The following is a 16,066-nucleotide window of genomic DNA, read 5'->3' on the forward strand; positions in this document are numbered from 1 at the left end:
TCACAATTTTTGTACAAATGATTTATTGAGTAGCTCACAAATATGACAATGGCGTGAATTTTGCGCATTGACGGGACAACTTTTTCGCGGTATTCGTTTACTGTGATTGCACATTTCGTAATCACTGTTTTCTTTTCCACCAGACATGAAGATGAGGGAAACGAGGCATGAAGAGACAAAAACGAGATCGCCTGGAACGGGCACATCAACGTGGATATCAGGCCGGCATTGCCGGACGCTCAAAAGAAATGTGTCCCTATCAGACGCTGAATCAGAGGTCGCACTGGCTGGGAGGTTGGCGAGAAGCCATGGCGGACAGGGTAGTAATGGCCTGATTCTGTCTCTTTAGAAAAAAGAAACCTCCGCAGTGCGGAGGTTTCGCCTTTTTACAGGCAGGTCAGATAACGTGGTTACGCTGCCATCCGGCAATAACGCCGCGCTTGTGGCAACGCTTATCAGACCTGGAGATGTCCGCGATCAGAACGCTGACGTGTCCTGGAACAGACCTACTTTCAGGTCGTTGGCGGTGTAGATCAGACGGCCATCAACCAGAACTTCGCCATCCGCCAGACCCATGATCAGACGACGGTTAACGATACGTTTGAAGTGAATACGGTAGGTCACTTTCTTCGCGCTTGGCAGAACCTGACCGGTAAATTTCACTTCACCTACGCCCAGCGCACGGCCTTTACCTTCGCCGCCCAGCCAGCCGAGATAGAATCCAACCAACTGCCACATTGCGTCCAGACCCAGGCAGCCCGGCATAACCGGATCGCCGATAAAGTGGCATCCGAAGAACCAGAGATCTGGATTGATATCCAGCTCAGCTTCAACATAACCTTTGTCGAAGTTACCGCCAGTCTCTGTCATTTTGATGACACGGTCCATCATCAGCATGTTTGGTGCCGGCAGTTGTGGGCCTTTAGCGCCAAACAGTTCACCGCGACCAGAGGCAAGAAGGTCTTCTTTTGTATAGGATTCGCGTTTATCTACCATGTTCTCTGTAAGCCTTATTTTATTGAAGCACGCAGGATAGCTAACACGTGTACGCTGAACAAGTCCGATCAGTTCGGTATAAACCAGTTTAGCCAACGTAGCGGCCAGGGAAAACGATGACGTCCTTCCTGTTGTGTAGCCTGGGCAATACGTTCCTGGATGGTCTGCATCAATGTTGTCTGACCTTCGCCATCCCACACCAGATTAAGCAGAAGCGGCAGTGCGTCTGTTACGTCGTCTACTGCCCAGATGCTGAATTTCTCTTCTTCCACGGCCTGCAACAGCGCAGGCTGGAGGCTGAGGTGTCTTACGTTAGCTGCCGGAATAATAACGCCTTGTTTACCCGTCAGTTCACGCTGCTGACAAATTGTGAAAAAGCCTTCAATTTTTTCGTTCAGGCCGCCAACAGGCTGAGCGCGTCCAAACTGATCGACGGAACCGGTAATCGCGATATTTTGATTAACCGGCACGTTGGACAGAGCGCTGATCAATGCGCACAGTTCTGCCATTGAGGCGCTGTCGCCATCCACTTCACTATAGGACTGTTCAAAGGTCAGCGAGGCGGAGAACGGGATTTGCTGTTCAAGCTGTAGTTCCGACATCAGGAAAGCCTGCATGATCATCATCCCCTTGGCATGAATGTTACCGCCAAGCTCGGCTTTTCGCTCGATGTCCGTGAATTCACCGTCGCCAATATGAACGACGCAGCTGATACGTGAAGGCTCGCCAAACGCGCGCGGATGGCCGGGAAATTCAATGACGGAAAGGGCGTTAATCTGACCAATGCGCTCGCCTTCCGTTTCAATCAGGATCTGCTCTTGCAGGATTTCGTCCTGCATGCGCTCCGCAAGATAGCCTTCACGCCATTCGCGTTGGGCAAGCATCAGGGCGAGCTGTTCGGCGCTGCATGTCCCGTCCTGGCACAACGGCGCAGCTTCTCTGAACTGGCGGGAGATCCATAGCGGACACAGTGGAAGCGTGTCCTGTTCTCCCGTGTAGCGAACGGCTTCGCGTACCAGCACTTGCCAGGCATCAGGCGTTGGCGAGGGCAGATTATTGCGTTTAAGCGTGTGCTGAACCCACTGACACCACTGGGTCATGGTTTCGGCATCCACTATTTGCAGATTATCTTCAAATTCGCTGTAAATCGCCTGTTCAGCCAGTTCCGGCTCCATTTCCTGGAAGTCGGCTAACGATTCACGTTCGCCGACCAACACGACTTTCAGCTTGAGCGGCATAGACGGCACAGAGACCGGCAACGGACGCGACTCGTCAAACGCGACCCAGTCGAATCGGTTATGGCTGACAATCGCCTTCAGACGCATCCACAGCAACGGCTGCGCCAGAAGGGTGCGTAAGGAAATCACCAGAACGCCGCCGTTAGCCTGATGCACCAGACCCGGTTGCAGCGTAATTTCGCCGTTAAACTGGCGCAGACAGCCAAATAGCTGTTCGGCTTCAACCCAGTCAGCGCTGACAACCTGCGCCAACGTGGCAAAATTGTCTTCTGCTTTTTCTGCTGCACGATAACGGATGGTATGGCCCGAAATTGCGTAATGGCCCCCGGTCAGCTGACCGGCATCGGCTTGCAACGCTCTGGCCGCATCAGAAAGGAGAGTGAGATACTCGGGCTCTTCCGGCGCTTTCGCCAGCATAAAAGAGGACGACGCCCAGGGCTGGAGAAGTTGTTCCAGCGCAAATTGCAGTCGCGGTTGAGTATCGCTGAGTAGGGTGGCGCTTTCGTCAGTAAAGTGTGGCTGTGCAAATATTTCCTGATAACTGTCGGTATCAGGAACCAGATCACGCCATGCAAGTTTCGTAATGGTCAAAGTTGAGGTTTTTTAGTCTGTTGTAAAAAACGCGATTATACCGTAACAGGCAACGCTGCACACGCGGAAAGCGAATGTAAACGTGCAGGATGACGCGTGAGAGTTCACAGGCTGGATATTCTTTTCTTCAGATGCCCAAAAAACTGATATTCTGATAGGAGTTACACGGTAACGTTGAGAGCGCAATGAAATATCAACAACTTGAAAACCTTGAAAGCGGCTGGAAATGGAAGTATCTGGTGAAGAAGCACCGCGAAGGGGAGTTGATTACCCGGTACGTGGAAGCCAGTGCTGCCAAAGAAGCCGTTGATTTGTTGCTAACCCTCGAAAATGAACCGATTCGGGTAAATGCCTGGATTGAAGAGCATATGAATCCTGCGCTGTTAAACCGTATGAAGCAGACCATACGAGCGCGGCGTAAACGACACTTTAATGCCGAGCATCAACATACGCGCAAGAAGTCTATCGATCTGGAGTTTATTGTCTGGCAGCGTCTGGCGGGACTCGCGCAGCGACGTGGCAAAACGCTTTCAGAAACGATTGTGCAGTTGATTGAAGATGCGGAACATAAAGAGAAATACGCCAGCAAGATGTCGACCCTGAAGCAGGATTTGCAGGCATTACTGGGGAAAGAGTAGCGGTTCGTTTCTTCTTTCTTCTGGTTTCAGACGAAAAAAACCCCGCAGTGCGGGGTTTTTTATTAGACGGAAACTTAAGCCTGCGGCTGAGTTACAACGTCTTTAACGCCTTTAACTTCGATCTCAACGCGACGATCCGGGGCCAGGCAGTCGATCAGTGCAGCGCGAGCTTTCACGTTGTCACAGGTGTTGCCAGTAACCGGGTTGGATTCGCCCATACCGCGTGCGGAGATTTTGTCAGCCGGGATACCTTTGGAGATCAGGTAATCAACAACAGACTGAGCACGTTTTTCGGACAGACCCTGGTTGTAAGCGTCGGAACCGATACGGTCAGTGAAGCCCAGAACCACGACGGAACCGTCTTTCGGGTCCAGGTTGCTCAGCTGGCTGTACATCTGATCCAGAGCCTGCTGGCCTTCTGGTTTCAGCGTTGCTTTGTTGAAGTTGAACAGAACGTCAGACTTCAGAGTGAAGTGCTTGGTCTGTACTTCTGGAGCCGGTGCCGGAGCTGGAGCAACCGGAGCTGCTTCTTCCTGCTGGCCGAAACGGTAGGAAACACCAACGCTCAGCAGGCCGTTATCTGGACGACCGCCAACGGTGTTTGCGTCGCCGATGTTGTTAGTCCACTGGTATTCCAGACGGGTAGCGATGTCACGCGTTACAGCGTACTCTACGCCACCAGCGAATACTGGGGAAACACCGGTATCGTGATCTTTGAAGCCAGTGTTGTTCTGAGCGTCTGCGCGCCAAACCATACCACCCAGACGGGTGTAGACATCCAGATCGTCAGTGATCGGATAACCCAGTTTAGCAGTCAGCTGAACGCCCTGAGCTTTGAATGCACCGTTTTGAGTGTTGCCTTTGTATGGCATACGACCTAACCAGTCGTAACCCATTTCAAAACCAACGTACGGGTTTACCTGATAACCACCGAACGCACCGGCACCCAGTTGGCTTTCATGGGTCGGGCCGTTGTTGTCGATCTGGTTGTTGCCAACATCATGGAACTGAGACCAGCCCAGTTTGGCACCAGTGTACCAGGTGTTATCTTTCGGAGCGGCCTGCGCTACGGTAGCGAAACCAGCCAGTGCCACTGCAATCGCGATAGCTGTCTTTTTCATTTTTTGCGCCTCGTTATCATCCAAAATACGCCATGAATATCTCCAACGAGATAACACGGTTAAATCCTTCACCGGGGGATCAGCTCAATAGTTACTCTACCGATATCTGCGGCTTATGCCGAGCACCCCTGGCGATGTAAAGTCTACAACGTAGTTGAAAACTTACAAGTGTGAACTCCGTCAGGCATATGAAAAAAAAAGGCTTGTATACATAATATTTAACATTTCCTGCTGAGAAATCGCTCAGCGAAAATCGCGGAAACCGCTTCTGACAAGCATTCACACACAAAAAGTATTAAGCTTCAGAGCAGATGAAAGAGCAGAAAAAAAATTCCAGGATAAATCCTAATTTCACTCAATGATATAAATTTGAGTGAATTTTTAGCCCGGAATGGTGTCTCGTGGCATGAGCGTGTGCGCTCACAGGACGCATGATAAATCCCATCGCATTTCCCTCATCTGCCGCTTGCACAAGCCGGGTGTGTTCTTCTTCGCTAAGCTCATCCGCCAGCCAGCCGATAACGACGCTGTAGTTGCCCGTCCGCAATGCGCGAATCATCGACTCCAGCGTATGGCATGGAGAAAGTTGGCTGATCTGCATCACTTTTGTTAAAGGCAGCCCCGCAGATTGAACCCATTCCCGGCTCAGCTTTTGTTGCGGCGTCAGCCAGAGCTGCCAGCGTGATTGCTGACCTAATTGTTGCAGCAGCGGTAAAAGCAGTAATTGCGTCATCATGGGCTGGTCCTCGCGATAGACCACTTCGCTAATAAGCCCGGCGGTGGTGTTCTCTGAAGAGACGCGCGCAATGCTGCCCGCAGTGGAAGAGAACAACGAAGAACGATTTGCATAGCCTGAAGTGTACATAATCAATCCAGCCCTGTGAGTTACTGTATGGATATACAGTAACCCTGCCGCCAATAAAGATCAACCCTATTTTCGGAAACAGACTCGCAATTTTTATCTGTTGTCACCGTAAAAATGAAATTCATCTTGCTCACTGAGAATAAGTTGCCTATTTTCGTCATTAACGGATCTGTTACTGCAAATCATTCTTTTACTTTATGATTTAAAAGGGATTTTATGAAATTACGTTCCTATGACAAGATCTATAAATCACAAGAATATTTAGCCTCTCTGGGCACGGTTCACTATCGTTCGCTGTTTGGTAGCTACAGCCTGACAATCGAGGATACGGTGTTTGCGATGGTGGCTGAGGGAGAGCTATACCTGCGCGCCTGTGAGCAAAGCGTCGCGTATTGCGTGAAGCATTCCCCCGTCTGGTTAACATTTATGAAACGTGGCCGTCCCGTTATGTTGAATTATTACCGGGTGGATGAAAGCTTATGGCGCGATCAACAACAGCTGGTGCTTTTATCGCAGTATTCGCTGGATGCTGCCATAAAAGAAAAACGTACCCGTTTTTCACAACGTCGATTGAAGAATCTGCCAAACGTGACGTTTCATCTGGAGAACCTTCTGCATGAGGCCGGAATTAATGATGAAAACACATTGCGGATACTCGGCGCAAAAATGTGTTGGCTGCGGCTAAGAGAGAGCAATAAGCTGCTGACGGTGAAAACTCTCTATGCGTTAGAAGGGGCGATTGCTGGCGTACATGAAGCGGCGCTCCCGGCGGTACGCCGCCAGGAGCTTGCTGAGTGGGCGCAGTCGCTTACGCCGGAGCACCAGAAGGCGACGGCGTGATTTGCCGCTGTAAACGACCAATCTCAGGCAGTAATGCAATGAGCAGGCCGACTTGTTGCACCACCAGGGGTTCTTTACTGTCTGGTTTTGGCTCCAGGTGCTGAATCCGCTCTTTCAGGCTTGCCAGCTCCTGGTGAACGCGCTGTTCATCGGCGGGTTGATGGTGAAGCGCATCATCGACATAACACACTGCATCATCCAGCAGCGCCAGGACATCCGGGTTGGTGAGCTGTTCGCGATGCGCGCCCAGAGCAGAGATATAGCTGGTAAAGGTATGATTGAGGCAGAGTAACCGGAACGCCGCCTCACGAGTTTCGGCAGTGACGTCGGGTTCGCTGGACATATTCGACACCACCGAGGCCAGCTCGGCATCACGGTTGTGGGCGTCACGGCGGGCAATGCGGTAGGCCAGCCGGTTATCCCGCCCCTGATGATACTGCTCAAGGATCGCGTCCAGGTAGCGGCAGTTCGCATCCGTGGCCCGTTGCAGGACACACGGCAGGTTACGAAAGCGCCAGTCGGGCCAGATAAAGCTGACGGCGGCCCACGCGATCGCACAGCCGATCAGCGTATCGATCACGCGCGGCAAGGCAACTTCGAAGCCTTCACCCAGCAGGTTAAAACAGAGTAGCACCAGCAGGGTGATGAACATCGTCGCATGGGCATACTGTACGTTTCGAAAAGCAAAAAACAGTACGCCGGTGATGACCAGCAGTATCAACTGGCCTTCAAGCGAGGGGACAAACCACAAGATTGGTATACCAATGGCGACGCCGACCAGCGTCCCGATGACCCTCAGCGCCAGCCGGTGCCGCGTGGCGTTATAGTTAGGCTGGCAGACGAACAGGCTGGTGAGCAGGATCCAGTAACCGTGAGTCATGCCGGTAATCTGGATCAGCGCGTAACCGACGCAGAGCACCAGCGACATACGCACCGCGTGGCGAAATAGCGCTGAATCGGGAGTGAAGTTACGGCTCAGGCGTAGCCAGATATCGCTGAACCCATGAGGACTGTCGTCGGCAAGCAGGTTTTCTGATTCGCTGCGCGGCATTGCCTGCGCCTGCTCGGATTCAATCGTCGCCAGTTGCGCATCAATCGCCCGCAGATTGGACAACAAAAAGCCCAGTGTTTTGAGTAAGTCAGCAGATGCTCCAGCGGCGCGCATACGTTCGAGCGCCGCATCAATATGGGTAAACGCGCGCTCAAAGTGTGGATCATGCTGATAAGGCGTACGCAGTAATATACAGCGTGAGAGCTGCATACAGGCTTGCCCCTGCATCGACATCAGGCGCTGGAAACGGAACATCACGTCGCTGTGGCGGAAATGATCGCGCAACGTCTGATACTGAATATGCGATGAGCTTGCACGCTCGTGAATATCCTGCGCAACAAAATAGTAGTGCAGCGTGCGACGGGTTCCCCGTTGCCCCCGGTCGCCGCGTAAGCGGGTAAGAAGAGAGACTTTCGTCTGATTCAGCGTCGCCATCAGTTGTCCGTTGGCCAGCGCTAAATCATACAGCGGCGCCTGGCTTTCATCCTCGATATCCGGGTCAAACAAGCGCGACTTCAACTCCAGGTAGCGTGCCAGCTGTTCGTAGCTGCGCGCCAGATTATCCTGTAGGGGGCGAATCGGGAAGAGCAGATGCCCGGTCAGCGTCAGCAGGTTGTACCATACGGCGCCAGCAAGGAGCAGAATGGGCTGTTGATACCACTGGTCGTAAAGCGAGGTGCCCAGCATCGTGTAAATAGCGATAAGCAGCGCCCCGAAAGCAATGGTGGCGTAACGCTGCCCTAAACCGCCGAGCAGAATAAATCCGCTGGTAGAGAGCGTTAATCCAATCGCGAACAGCCACGGCCAGGGAAAGAGCAGTTCCACGGAAGCGGAGGCGATAAAAAAACAGATTAATGTGATGATTAAATTGCGCAGACGCCCGGTGAGACGGTCATCCAGATCGGTCAGGGCGGCGGCGACCATACCGAGCGTTAACGGTATGGTGAGTTTGACATCGCCCAGCCACCAGGGCAGGGCCGTTGTGCCGCACAGCGCGATAAAAATGCGAACGTAATACAGCCAGGTGCTGTTCCAGGTATAGCGTTTGAGCAAGGGACTTAACATAAAGGCCATCAGTCCTGATTACTCAAAGCGGCGACGCGCACTGGCTTCACGTGCCGCGCGAGCTGTCTCTACGGAAACCACGCGACGTCCTACCGGCCAGAGCGCAATGGCGGCGATTTTAAAATTCGCGATGCCGACGGGAATGCCGATGATCGTAATGCATTGCGCAATGCCGGAGGCGATGTGCATCAGGCAGAGCCACCAGCCAAAGACGATCAGCCAGAAAACGTTGAGTACCGTACCGCCGGTATTCAACAGCGTGCTTTTCCCTGCCGGGTTCAGCTCGTCAACATGAACGGCCTCATTGCCGTAGGGAAGCAGCGAAAGTTTTGTAATCTCCCAGCATGAGCGGGTTAACGGTAATGTGAAAATGAGCACGATGCTGACGAGTGTGGCCAGCAGCCAGGCCAGAGTGGTGGCAAAACCACCCAATACAAAATTTAAAATATTCAGAACAGTACGCATAAACCCTCGGCTAACTCTGGTTTTCTGTGATTGCAGGCAATTGTAACGTTTTTTTGGGCTGGAGCACGTTTTCTCTGGCGGTTACACTGACAAGAAATACTCTTCGTCTGGATTCGCTGAGTCATGGAACTGAAAGCAACTTCTCTTGGAAAACGTCTGGCGCAACACCCGTACGATCGGGCCGTTATTCTCAATGCCGGTATTAAAGTCTCGGGCGATCGCCACGAGTATCTTATTCCATTCAATCAGTTACTGGCTATTCATTGTAAACGGGGACTGGTGTGGGGGGAGCTTGAGTTTGTCCTCCCGGATGACAAAGTGGTGCGTCTACACGGTACTGAATGGGCAGAGACGCAGCGTTTTCATCACTACCTGGATGCGCACTGGCAGCGCTGGAGCCAGGAGATGAGCGAGGTGGCGGCCCGGGTTTTACAGGAACAACGGGATCTTATTGCCGAGCGAACCGGAGAAAAACGGTGGTTAACGCGCGAGCAAACGTCAGGATTACAGCAACACATTCGCCGCGCTTTTGCTGCGTTACCGCTGCCGGTTAATCGCCTGGAGGAGTTCGAGAACTGCCGCGATGCCTGGCGTAGCTGTCTGGCATGGTTGAACGATATCGAGGGATGCCGCCAGCAGCATAACCAGGCCTATACCGAGGTGATGCTGACGGAATATGCTGACTTCTTCCAGAACATTGAGTCCTCGCCGCTGAATCTGGCGCAGGCCAGAGCAGTGGTCAATGGTGAACATTCTTTGCTGGTGCTTGCGGGAGCCGGGAGCGGTAAGACGTCTGTGCTGGTCGCGCGCGCAGGCTGGCTGTTAGCCAGGGGGGAAGCGGCGGCTGAGCAAATTCTGCTGCTGGCCTTTGGCCGCAAGGCCGCAGAAGAGATGGACGAACGCATTCGTGAAAGATTGCATACGGACGCGATCGCCGCCCGTACGTTCCACGCCCTGGCGCTGCATATCATTCAGCAGGGGAGTAAGAAAGTCCCGACCATCAGCAAACTGGAAAACGACGCTGCCGCGCGACATAAACTGTTCATCAAGACCTGGCGTCAGCAGTGCAGCGAGAAAAAAGCGCAGGCGAAAGGGTGGCGGCAGTGGCTGGAAGAGGAAATGCAATGGCCGCTGCCTGAGGGCAATTTCTGGGATGATGAAAAGCTACAGCGCCGTCTGGCCTCCCGGCTGGACCGTTGGGTGAGCCTGATGCGAATGCATGGCGGCGCTCAGGCTGAGATGATCACCAGCGCGCCTGAAGAGATTCGCGATCTGTTCAGTAAGCGCATCAAATTGATGGCGCCGTTGCTGAAAGCGTGGAAAGGCGCGCTGAAAGAGGAAAACGCCGTCGATTTCTCCGGGCTTATCCACCAGGCGATCGTTATCCTGGAAAAGGGGCGTTTTATCAGTCCCTGGAAACATATTCTGGTGGACGAATTTCAGGATATCTCCCCGCAGCGTGCGGCATTGCTGGCGGCGCTGCGCAAACAAAATTCGCATACCACGCTGTTTGCCGTTGGCGATGACTGGCAGGCGATTTACCGTTTCAGCGGGGCGCAGCTCTCTTTAACGACCGCGTTTCATCACACTTTTGGCGAGGGCGATCGCTGTGACCTCGATACAACCTACCGTTTTAACGGGCGCATTGGCGAAATTGCCAATCGTTTTATCCAACAAAATCCGCATCAGCTCAAAAAGCCGCTTAACAGTCTGACGGCGGGCGATAAGAAAGCGGTAACGTTACTGGATGAAAACCAGCTGGATGCCTTGCTGGATAAGCTTTCAGGATATGCGAAAGAGGATGAGCGCATTCTGGTGCTGGCGCGCTACCACCATCTGAAGCCAGCCAGTCTTGAAAAAGCGGCGACCCGCTGGCCTAAGCTGCAACTGGATTTTATGACCATCCATGCCAGTAAGGGTCAGCAGGCTGACTATGTGATTATTGTCGGGTTACAGGAAGGCAGTGATGGTTTCCCGGCGCCTGCGCGCGAGTCGATTATGGAAGAAGCATTACTGCCGCAGGTGGAGGATTTCCCGGATGCGGAAGAGCGGCGACTGCTGTATGTGGCGCTGACGCGCGCCCGGCATCGGGTCTGGCTGTTATTTAACAAAGAGAACCCGTCGCGCTTTGTGGACGATCTTAAGCATCTGGACGTGCCGGTGGCGAGGAAGCCTTAAAAGCAGGCGGCTTGTGCCGCCTGTGGGAGCGTTATTTCAGGCGTTCAGCCAGGTAACGTTGATAATCCGGGATCAGGATATCCACGGCATCGTTAAAATGGGGAGACTGGACAATAAAGTCAGCCGTAGACGCGTTGGTGGCGACCGGAATGTTCCACACCGTAGCCAGACGCAGGAGCGCCTTCACATCTGGATCGTGCGGAACGGCATTGAGCGGGTCCCAGAAGAAAATCAGCACATCAATCTTCCCTTCAGAGATCAGGGCGCCGACCTGCTGATCGCCGCCCATCGGGCCGCTCAGCATCGCGTTAACGTTCATACCCGTGGCGCGTTGAATTAAGTTTCCGGTTGTGCCTGTGGCATAAAGCTCGTGCTTTTCCAGCAGCGGCTGGTGGCGTTCCACCCAGCTCATTAACATCTGTTTGCAGTGGTCGTGCGCCACCAGAGCAATGTGTTTGCGCGCAGGCAAGGTGCGAGTCGTCAGTTCCATAGTTCAATTCCGTAGTTAACCTTGCTACAGAGTACTGGAAGCGCTTGACGCTGCAAGAGAAAGACGAAAAAAATGCGCGCCGACTCGTCATACTCGCCAGCGTCGACATAAAATGTCAGGAGGGCGGTTGTTTTTCCGCCCATTGCAGGAAGTTATTACGCGTTTGCGGATCGGCTTGTTTGAACCAGTATTTGAGTCGCTGCTCCGTGAGTGCCTGAGACTGCGGCGGAACGGCGTCCAGCTCAGAGATCCCGGAAAGCAGCGTGCTGTCATCGGCCATCATCGTGGCGAACTGCGGCAAGGAGGCGCGTTTATCGGCTTTGTTGTAGCGCTCGGTTTCGGTTTCGTAATCAATGATTTTGGCGGTCGAGGTGATTGCCAGAATATCCAGTTTGACCGGAATCGGCATTGCGTCGCCGTCCAGCAGTTCCAGACGCGGCGTGGTGGAAAAATGCGCGGCTTCTCGTTCGGTTTCCAGATGCGGAAGATGAAAATTGACCTGGCTGATGAGTTGCGTGTTAAAGCTGATCACCAGCGGGGGAGAAATGTAGAGTCGTTCCTCGTGGCTGGACAGGCGAATGGTTTTCTCAACGCGAAACACAAGCTGATGCGGGCCATTGTCCAGTTCGATGCTGTCCGCGCCGCGCAGCAATGAACTGGAGACTTTTTTGCCGTCTAACACTAAAAGGTCAATGTCATTTGAAAGACGAAGGGTCGTGGCAAAGGCGGTTACCGGCAAATACAGAACGAATAACATGGTTATAATGCCGGTTTTCATAGGGTTCTCCTGTCCAAAAACCGCCCGGTTAATAATGTATCAAAATTTTTCGCTAATCATGTTTACTAACATATAGACATATTTTTAGCTTTTGCTCTCATACGTCCGTATGGGATGAATGGTTGCAATGTCAGGTTTGTCGTACACTTTGCAAAACAGCCTGGAGAAAGATGATGAAAGAGACCGATATCGCTGGCATTTTGACGTCCACGCGTACCATCGCGCTGGTGGGGGCAAGTGATAAGCCCGAGCGCCCAAGTTACCGTGTGATGAAATATTTACTCGACCAGGGCTACCACGTTATTCCTGTCTCGCCGAAGGTGGCCGGAACCACGTTGTTGGGGCAGAAAGGCTATGCGAAGCTGACGGACATACCGGAAAGGGTCGATATGGTTGATGTCTTCCGTAATTCAGAAGCCGCATGGGGCGTCGCGCAGGAAGCTATCGCCATTGGCGCGAGGACCTTATGGATGCAACTGGGCGTAATTAATGAGCAGGCCGCCGTGCTGGCGCGAAATGCGGGATTGAAAGTCGTGATGGATCGCTGTCCGGCAATAGAGATTCCGCGTTTAGGGCTGGCGAAATAAGGGCTCAGACATAGCGTGTAAGCCCGATAAGCGTCGTCGCGCTATCGGGCATTTTACGTTGAATCAGTTGCGCAGACGCGGCGCTTGCAGCTGTTTGCGAATAGTGCGCGCCAGTTCATCCATCGAGGGTTGCTCGGGATGCTCATCTTGCGTTTCACTGCTTAACTGGGCTTCAGCCAGATAGGTATGTACAGGCTGGCCTTCATCATCTTCCATCACCACGTGATACCAGGGAGCGGCGCGAAGTTCGTCGTTAACCGCCAGCTCATCAGGTGACGGTTCATCAAGCGAATATTCCGGGTCGATATCCACGACCACTCCGAGGTAACCTAACAGGGAATGGCGGACCTGCTGGCCGATACCGAATTTGCTGGCAATCATAGTCACCTCCCGGGAAATAGATACTCTCAATATGAGGGTAACATTCCACTTTTCAAGTTACATGACGCGACAGGCAAACCCTTTCAGATACAGCCCTTCCGGGTAGGTAGCGATCACCGGATGATCGGCAGCCTGACGGAACTGCTCTATAAATTGTACATCACGACCGGCATCTATTGCGGCATCTGCAATGATTTTCTGAAATAAATCTGTGGTCATCAGGCCGGAACAGGAGAACGTCAACAGCACGCCGCCCGGATTCAACAACTGGATAGCCAGCATGTTGATATCTTTATAGCCGCGACAGGCCCCCATCAGCTGGCTTTTATTTTCGACGAACTTCGGTGGGTCCATCACGATGACGTCGAATTTCTCTCCACGATCGCGATAGGTGCGCAGCAGTTTGAACACATCGTCACGCACAAACTCGGCTTTGCTCAGATCCAGTTTGTTCAGCTCAACGTTTTGCTTCGCGATATCCAGCGCTTCCTGCGATGTATCAACGCTCACCACCTGACGGCAACCACCCATCAGTGCCGACACGGCAAATCCGCCGGTATAGGAGAAGCAGTTCAGCACGCGCTGGTTTTCCACATAGCGACGCGTCGCCAGGCGGCTGTCACGCTGATCGAGGTAATAGCCTGTCTTATGACCCCCCTGAATATCCACCAGCAGCTTCATGCCATGCTCTTCAATGGGCAGCAGGGCAGGCGGCAGTTCGCCAGTGACAGGCCCTTGGGTGAGTTCCATCCCCTCTTTTTTACGCACGGCGACGTCGCTGCGGTCGTAGATCGCACATTCGGGATACTGCGTTTGCAATGCGCTGATCAGCGCGGCGCGTTGATATTCCGCGCCTGCGCTCAATAGTTGCAGAACCAGGAAGTTACCGAAGCGGTCGATAGTGATGCCCGGCAAGCCATCGGATTCACCGGCTATCAGACGGTAGCTGTCCAGCCCGTCTTTTTTCGCCAGCCAGTCGCGCCACTGTTGCGCCTGGTGCAGACGACGAGTGAAGAACGCAATGTCGATGGATTCCGCCTGATCGAATGTCCAGACGCGTGCACGAATTTGCGAGGTGGGAGAATAGGCGCCGCGCGCTAACCATTTACCCTGATGGTCAACAATATCGATGGTTTCACCGAGGCTGGCTTTACCTTCCATTCGGGCTACGGCACCGGAAAAGACCCACGGATGGCGACGAAGTAAAGATTTTTCGCGCCCTTTGGCTAACACTAAACGTACACTCATAATTTGCTATTCTGTCGAATCAAAGAAATGGGCGCCATTGTCCTGAGTTTTGCGAGGATTTGCAACGCGCCCCGCGATGATAAGGAGCACAACAATGTCGAAAGTTTGCATAATCGCCTGGGTACACGGTCGAGTTCAGGGCGTTGGTTTTCGCTATACCACGCAGCATGAAGCGCAGCGCCTGGGGCTGACGGGCTATGCGCGCAATCTGGATGATGGAAGCGTGGAGGTGGTGGCCTGTGGCGAAAGTGAACAGGTGGACAAACTGATGAAGTGGCTGAAGGATGGCGGGCCGCGTAGCGCCAGGGTAGACAGGGTTCTGAGTGAGCCACATCGCCCTGGCGAGGAGTTAACAGGTTTCCGTATCCGCTATTAAATACATTTTACCGGTTTAGGCAGGCCAGCAATCTTCGTTGCCTGCTTTGCCGGGCCTTTCGGAAACAGGCGATACAGGTAGCGGCTGTTGCCTTTTTCTTCGCCAAACTTATTCGCCATTGCTTTCACCAGCATGCGGATGGCCGGAGACGTATTAAACTCCAGGTAGAAATCACGCACAAAACGCACCACTTCCCAGTGTTCAGGAGAGAGGGTAATACCTTCCTTTTCAGCAATCGCGACTGCCAGAGGCTCGCTCCATTCCGCCGTCTCTTTTAAATAGCCTTCGCTATCCGTACTGATTTCTTTGCCTTCAAAGATCAACATAAATTCTTCACAGCGTTAGTCAAACTGGCGCCAGTTTACCAAAAAACAAAGCCCCGCATAAGCGGGGCCTGGTTAATGCGTTCTTATATCTTAATCGCGGCTGGCGAAGCCCAGAATGCTCAGCAGACTGACGAAGATATTGTACAGCGAGACATACAGGCTGACCGTTGCGCGAATGTAGTTCGTCTCACCGCCACGGATGATGTTGCTGGTCTCGAACAGGATTGCCCCGGAAGAGATCAGGATAAACACCGCGCTGATGGCCAGATGCAGCGCAGGCAGTTGCAGGAAGATATTCGCAACCATGCCAATCAGCACCACAACGATACCCGCCATTAGCATACCGCCCAGGAAGGACATATCTTTACGCGTTGTCAGGACATAAGCGGAGCAGCAGAAGAAGACCAGTGCCGTACCGCCCAGCGCCATGCCGATAACATCGCCCATACCCGCTGAGAGGTAGGCGTTGAGAATCGGGCCAAGAATGTAGCCCAGGAAGCCGGTAAAGGCGAACGCCGACAGGATACCGGTGGGTTTATTCGCCGTTTTATAGGTCAGGAACATCAGACCGTACATGCCTACCAGCGTCAAAATGAGACCCGGAGACGGCAGCATCAGCACCGTACTGGCGGTGGCGGTGATCGCAGAGAACGCCAGCGTCAGGCTCAGCAGGAAATAGGTATTGCGCAGCACTTTATGGGTGCTGAGTAGCGATGTGCGGTCGCGTGAAGAAGTAATAATACGATCCATGAGTCACTCTCTTATGACAGATGTAGTTAGCGAAAGAGGATAATAAAACCGCTGATAATCACACAGCGGTTTTACCCATCTT

Annotated in this window: 18 protein-coding genes; 6 read left to right on the forward strand and 12 right to left on the reverse strand. The window is 53.0% G+C overall.

Annotated elements, in window-relative coordinates:
• Nucleotides 1-167: 167 nt before the first annotated feature.
• Entirely contained in the window at nucleotides 168-335 is a 168-nt protein-coding gene (gene rmf / locus OGX75_RS09110) for a ribosome modulation factor (RefSeq protein ID WP_012905338.1), read from the forward strand.
• A gap of 142 nt (nucleotides 336-477) precedes the next feature.
• Here the strand turns inward: rmf and fabA are convergent, their stop codons facing one another.
• Nucleotides 478-996, reverse strand: a complete 519-nt coding sequence (gene fabA / locus OGX75_RS09115) for a bifunctional 3-hydroxydecanoyl-ACP dehydratase/trans-2-decenoyl-ACP isomerase (protein ID WP_012132970.1) — start codon at nucleotides 994-996, stop codon at nucleotides 478-480.
• A 68-nt stretch (nucleotides 997-1,064) separates the two neighbouring features.
• On the reverse strand, nucleotides 1,065-2,825 hold the full coding sequence (locus OGX75_RS09120) for an AAA family ATPase (protein ID WP_286451641.1): 1,761 nt from the start codon (nucleotides 2,823-2,825) through the stop codon (nucleotides 1,065-1,067).
• A 185-nt stretch (nucleotides 2,826-3,010) separates the two neighbouring features.
• Here OGX75_RS09120 and matP point away from each other — a divergent pair, with 185 nt between their 5' ends.
• Entirely contained in the window at nucleotides 3,011-3,463 is a 453-nt protein-coding gene (gene matP, locus OGX75_RS09125) for a macrodomain Ter protein MatP (protein ID WP_286451640.1), read from the forward strand.
• Between the two features lie 74 nt (nucleotides 3,464-3,537).
• Here the strand turns inward: matP and ompA are convergent, their stop codons facing one another.
• Nucleotides 3,538-4,584 carry a porin OmpA gene (gene ompA, locus OGX75_RS09130; protein ID WP_047463714.1) on the reverse strand — a complete coding sequence of 349 codons (1,047 nt, stop codon included), beginning with the start codon at nucleotides 4,582-4,584 and terminating at the stop codon, nucleotides 3,538-3,540.
• A 355-nt stretch (nucleotides 4,585-4,939) separates the two neighbouring features.
• On the reverse strand, nucleotides 4,940-5,449 hold the full coding sequence (gene sulA, locus OGX75_RS09135; protein ID WP_049008471.1) for an SOS-induced cell division inhibitor SulA: 510 nt from the start codon (nucleotides 5,447-5,449) through the stop codon (nucleotides 4,940-4,942).
• 216 nt (nucleotides 5,450-5,665) lie between these two features.
• Between sulA and OGX75_RS09140 the strand changes: the two genes are divergently transcribed.
• The gene (locus tag OGX75_RS09140; RefSeq protein ID WP_071258272.1) at nucleotides 5,666-6,289 is read left to right on the forward strand and encodes a TfoX/Sxy family DNA transformation protein; all 624 of its coding nucleotides are present in this window, start codon (nucleotides 5,666-5,668) and stop codon (nucleotides 6,287-6,289) included.
• On the opposite strand, the gene yccS is transcribed toward OGX75_RS09140, so the two are convergent.
• Together yccS and OGX75_RS09150 are read right to left on the reverse strand one after the other, a co-directional pair.
• Nucleotides 6,258-8,405, reverse strand: a complete 2,148-nt coding sequence (yccS, locus tag OGX75_RS09145) for a YccS family putative transporter (RefSeq protein WP_024130467.1) — start codon at nucleotides 8,403-8,405, stop codon at nucleotides 6,258-6,260. The genes OGX75_RS09140 and yccS overlap by 32 nt on opposite strands.
• An 18-nt stretch (nucleotides 8,406-8,423) precedes the next feature.
• Entirely contained in the window at nucleotides 8,424-8,870 is a 447-nt protein-coding gene (locus OGX75_RS09150) for a YccF domain-containing protein (RefSeq protein WP_012132963.1), read from the reverse strand.
• Between the two features lie 123 nt (nucleotides 8,871-8,993).
• Here OGX75_RS09150 and helD point away from each other — a divergent pair, with 123 nt between their 5' ends.
• The gene (helD, locus tag OGX75_RS09155; protein WP_286451639.1) at nucleotides 8,994-11,048 is read left to right on the forward strand and encodes a DNA helicase IV; all 2,055 of its coding nucleotides are present in this window, start codon (nucleotides 8,994-8,996) and stop codon (nucleotides 11,046-11,048) included.
• A gap of 31 nt (nucleotides 11,049-11,079) precedes the next feature.
• Here the strand turns inward: helD and mgsA are convergent, their stop codons facing one another.
• Both mgsA and OGX75_RS09165 read right to left on the reverse strand, forming a co-directional pair.
• Nucleotides 11,080-11,538: a methylglyoxal synthase gene (mgsA, locus tag OGX75_RS09160; protein ID WP_012132960.1), complete on the reverse strand. Its 459-nt coding sequence runs from the start codon at nucleotides 11,536-11,538 to the stop codon at nucleotides 11,080-11,082.
• Between the two features lie 115 nt (nucleotides 11,539-11,653).
• Nucleotides 11,654-12,316, reverse strand: coding sequence for a DUF2057 family protein (locus tag OGX75_RS09165; RefSeq protein WP_012132958.1), 663 nt, complete (start codon nucleotides 12,314-12,316; stop codon nucleotides 11,654-11,656).
• Nucleotides 12,317-12,489: 173 nt separating this feature from the next.
• Between OGX75_RS09165 and OGX75_RS09170 the strand changes: the two genes are divergently transcribed.
• Nucleotides 12,490-12,903 (forward strand): CoA-binding protein, encoded by a 414-nt coding sequence (locus OGX75_RS09170; RefSeq protein ID WP_049008447.1) that lies wholly within the window; start codon nucleotides 12,490-12,492, stop codon nucleotides 12,901-12,903.
• Between the two features lie 63 nt (nucleotides 12,904-12,966).
• On the opposite strand, the gene hspQ is transcribed toward OGX75_RS09170, so the two are convergent.
• Both hspQ and rlmI read right to left on the reverse strand, forming a co-directional pair.
• Nucleotides 12,967-13,284: a heat shock protein HspQ gene (gene hspQ / locus OGX75_RS09175; protein WP_012132956.1), complete on the reverse strand. Its 318-nt coding sequence runs from the start codon at nucleotides 13,282-13,284 to the stop codon at nucleotides 12,967-12,969.
• A 57-nt stretch (nucleotides 13,285-13,341) separates the two neighbouring features.
• Complete coding sequence (gene rlmI, locus OGX75_RS09180; RefSeq protein ID WP_198448285.1) at nucleotides 13,342-14,532, reverse strand: 23S rRNA (cytosine(1962)-C(5))-methyltransferase RlmI; 1,191 nt, start codon at nucleotides 14,530-14,532, stop codon at nucleotides 13,342-13,344.
• Nucleotides 14,533-14,626: 94 nt separating this feature from the next.
• Between rlmI and yccX the strand changes: the two genes are divergently transcribed.
• Entirely contained in the window at nucleotides 14,627-14,908 is a 282-nt protein-coding gene (gene yccX / locus OGX75_RS09185) for an acylphosphatase (RefSeq protein ID WP_012132954.1), read from the forward strand.
• On the opposite strand, the gene tusE is transcribed toward yccX, so the two are convergent.
• Nucleotides 14,905-15,234, reverse strand: a complete 330-nt coding sequence (gene tusE, locus OGX75_RS09190; RefSeq protein ID WP_012132953.1) for a sulfurtransferase TusE — start codon at nucleotides 15,232-15,234, stop codon at nucleotides 14,905-14,907. The genes yccX and tusE overlap by 4 nt on opposite strands.
• Before the next feature lie 90 nt (nucleotides 15,235-15,324).
• A complete protein-coding gene (gene yccA / locus OGX75_RS09195; RefSeq protein WP_012132952.1) occupies nucleotides 15,325-15,984 on the reverse strand; it encodes an FtsH protease modulator YccA in 660 nt (219 codons plus the stop codon).
• Between the last annotated feature and the right edge of the window lie 82 nt (nucleotides 15,985-16,066).

It is taken from the genome of Citrobacter sp. CK199 (assembly GCF_030333285.1).
In the GTDB taxonomy this organism is placed as follows: domain Bacteria; phylum Pseudomonadota; class Gammaproteobacteria; order Enterobacterales; family Enterobacteriaceae; genus Citrobacter_B; species Citrobacter_B koseri.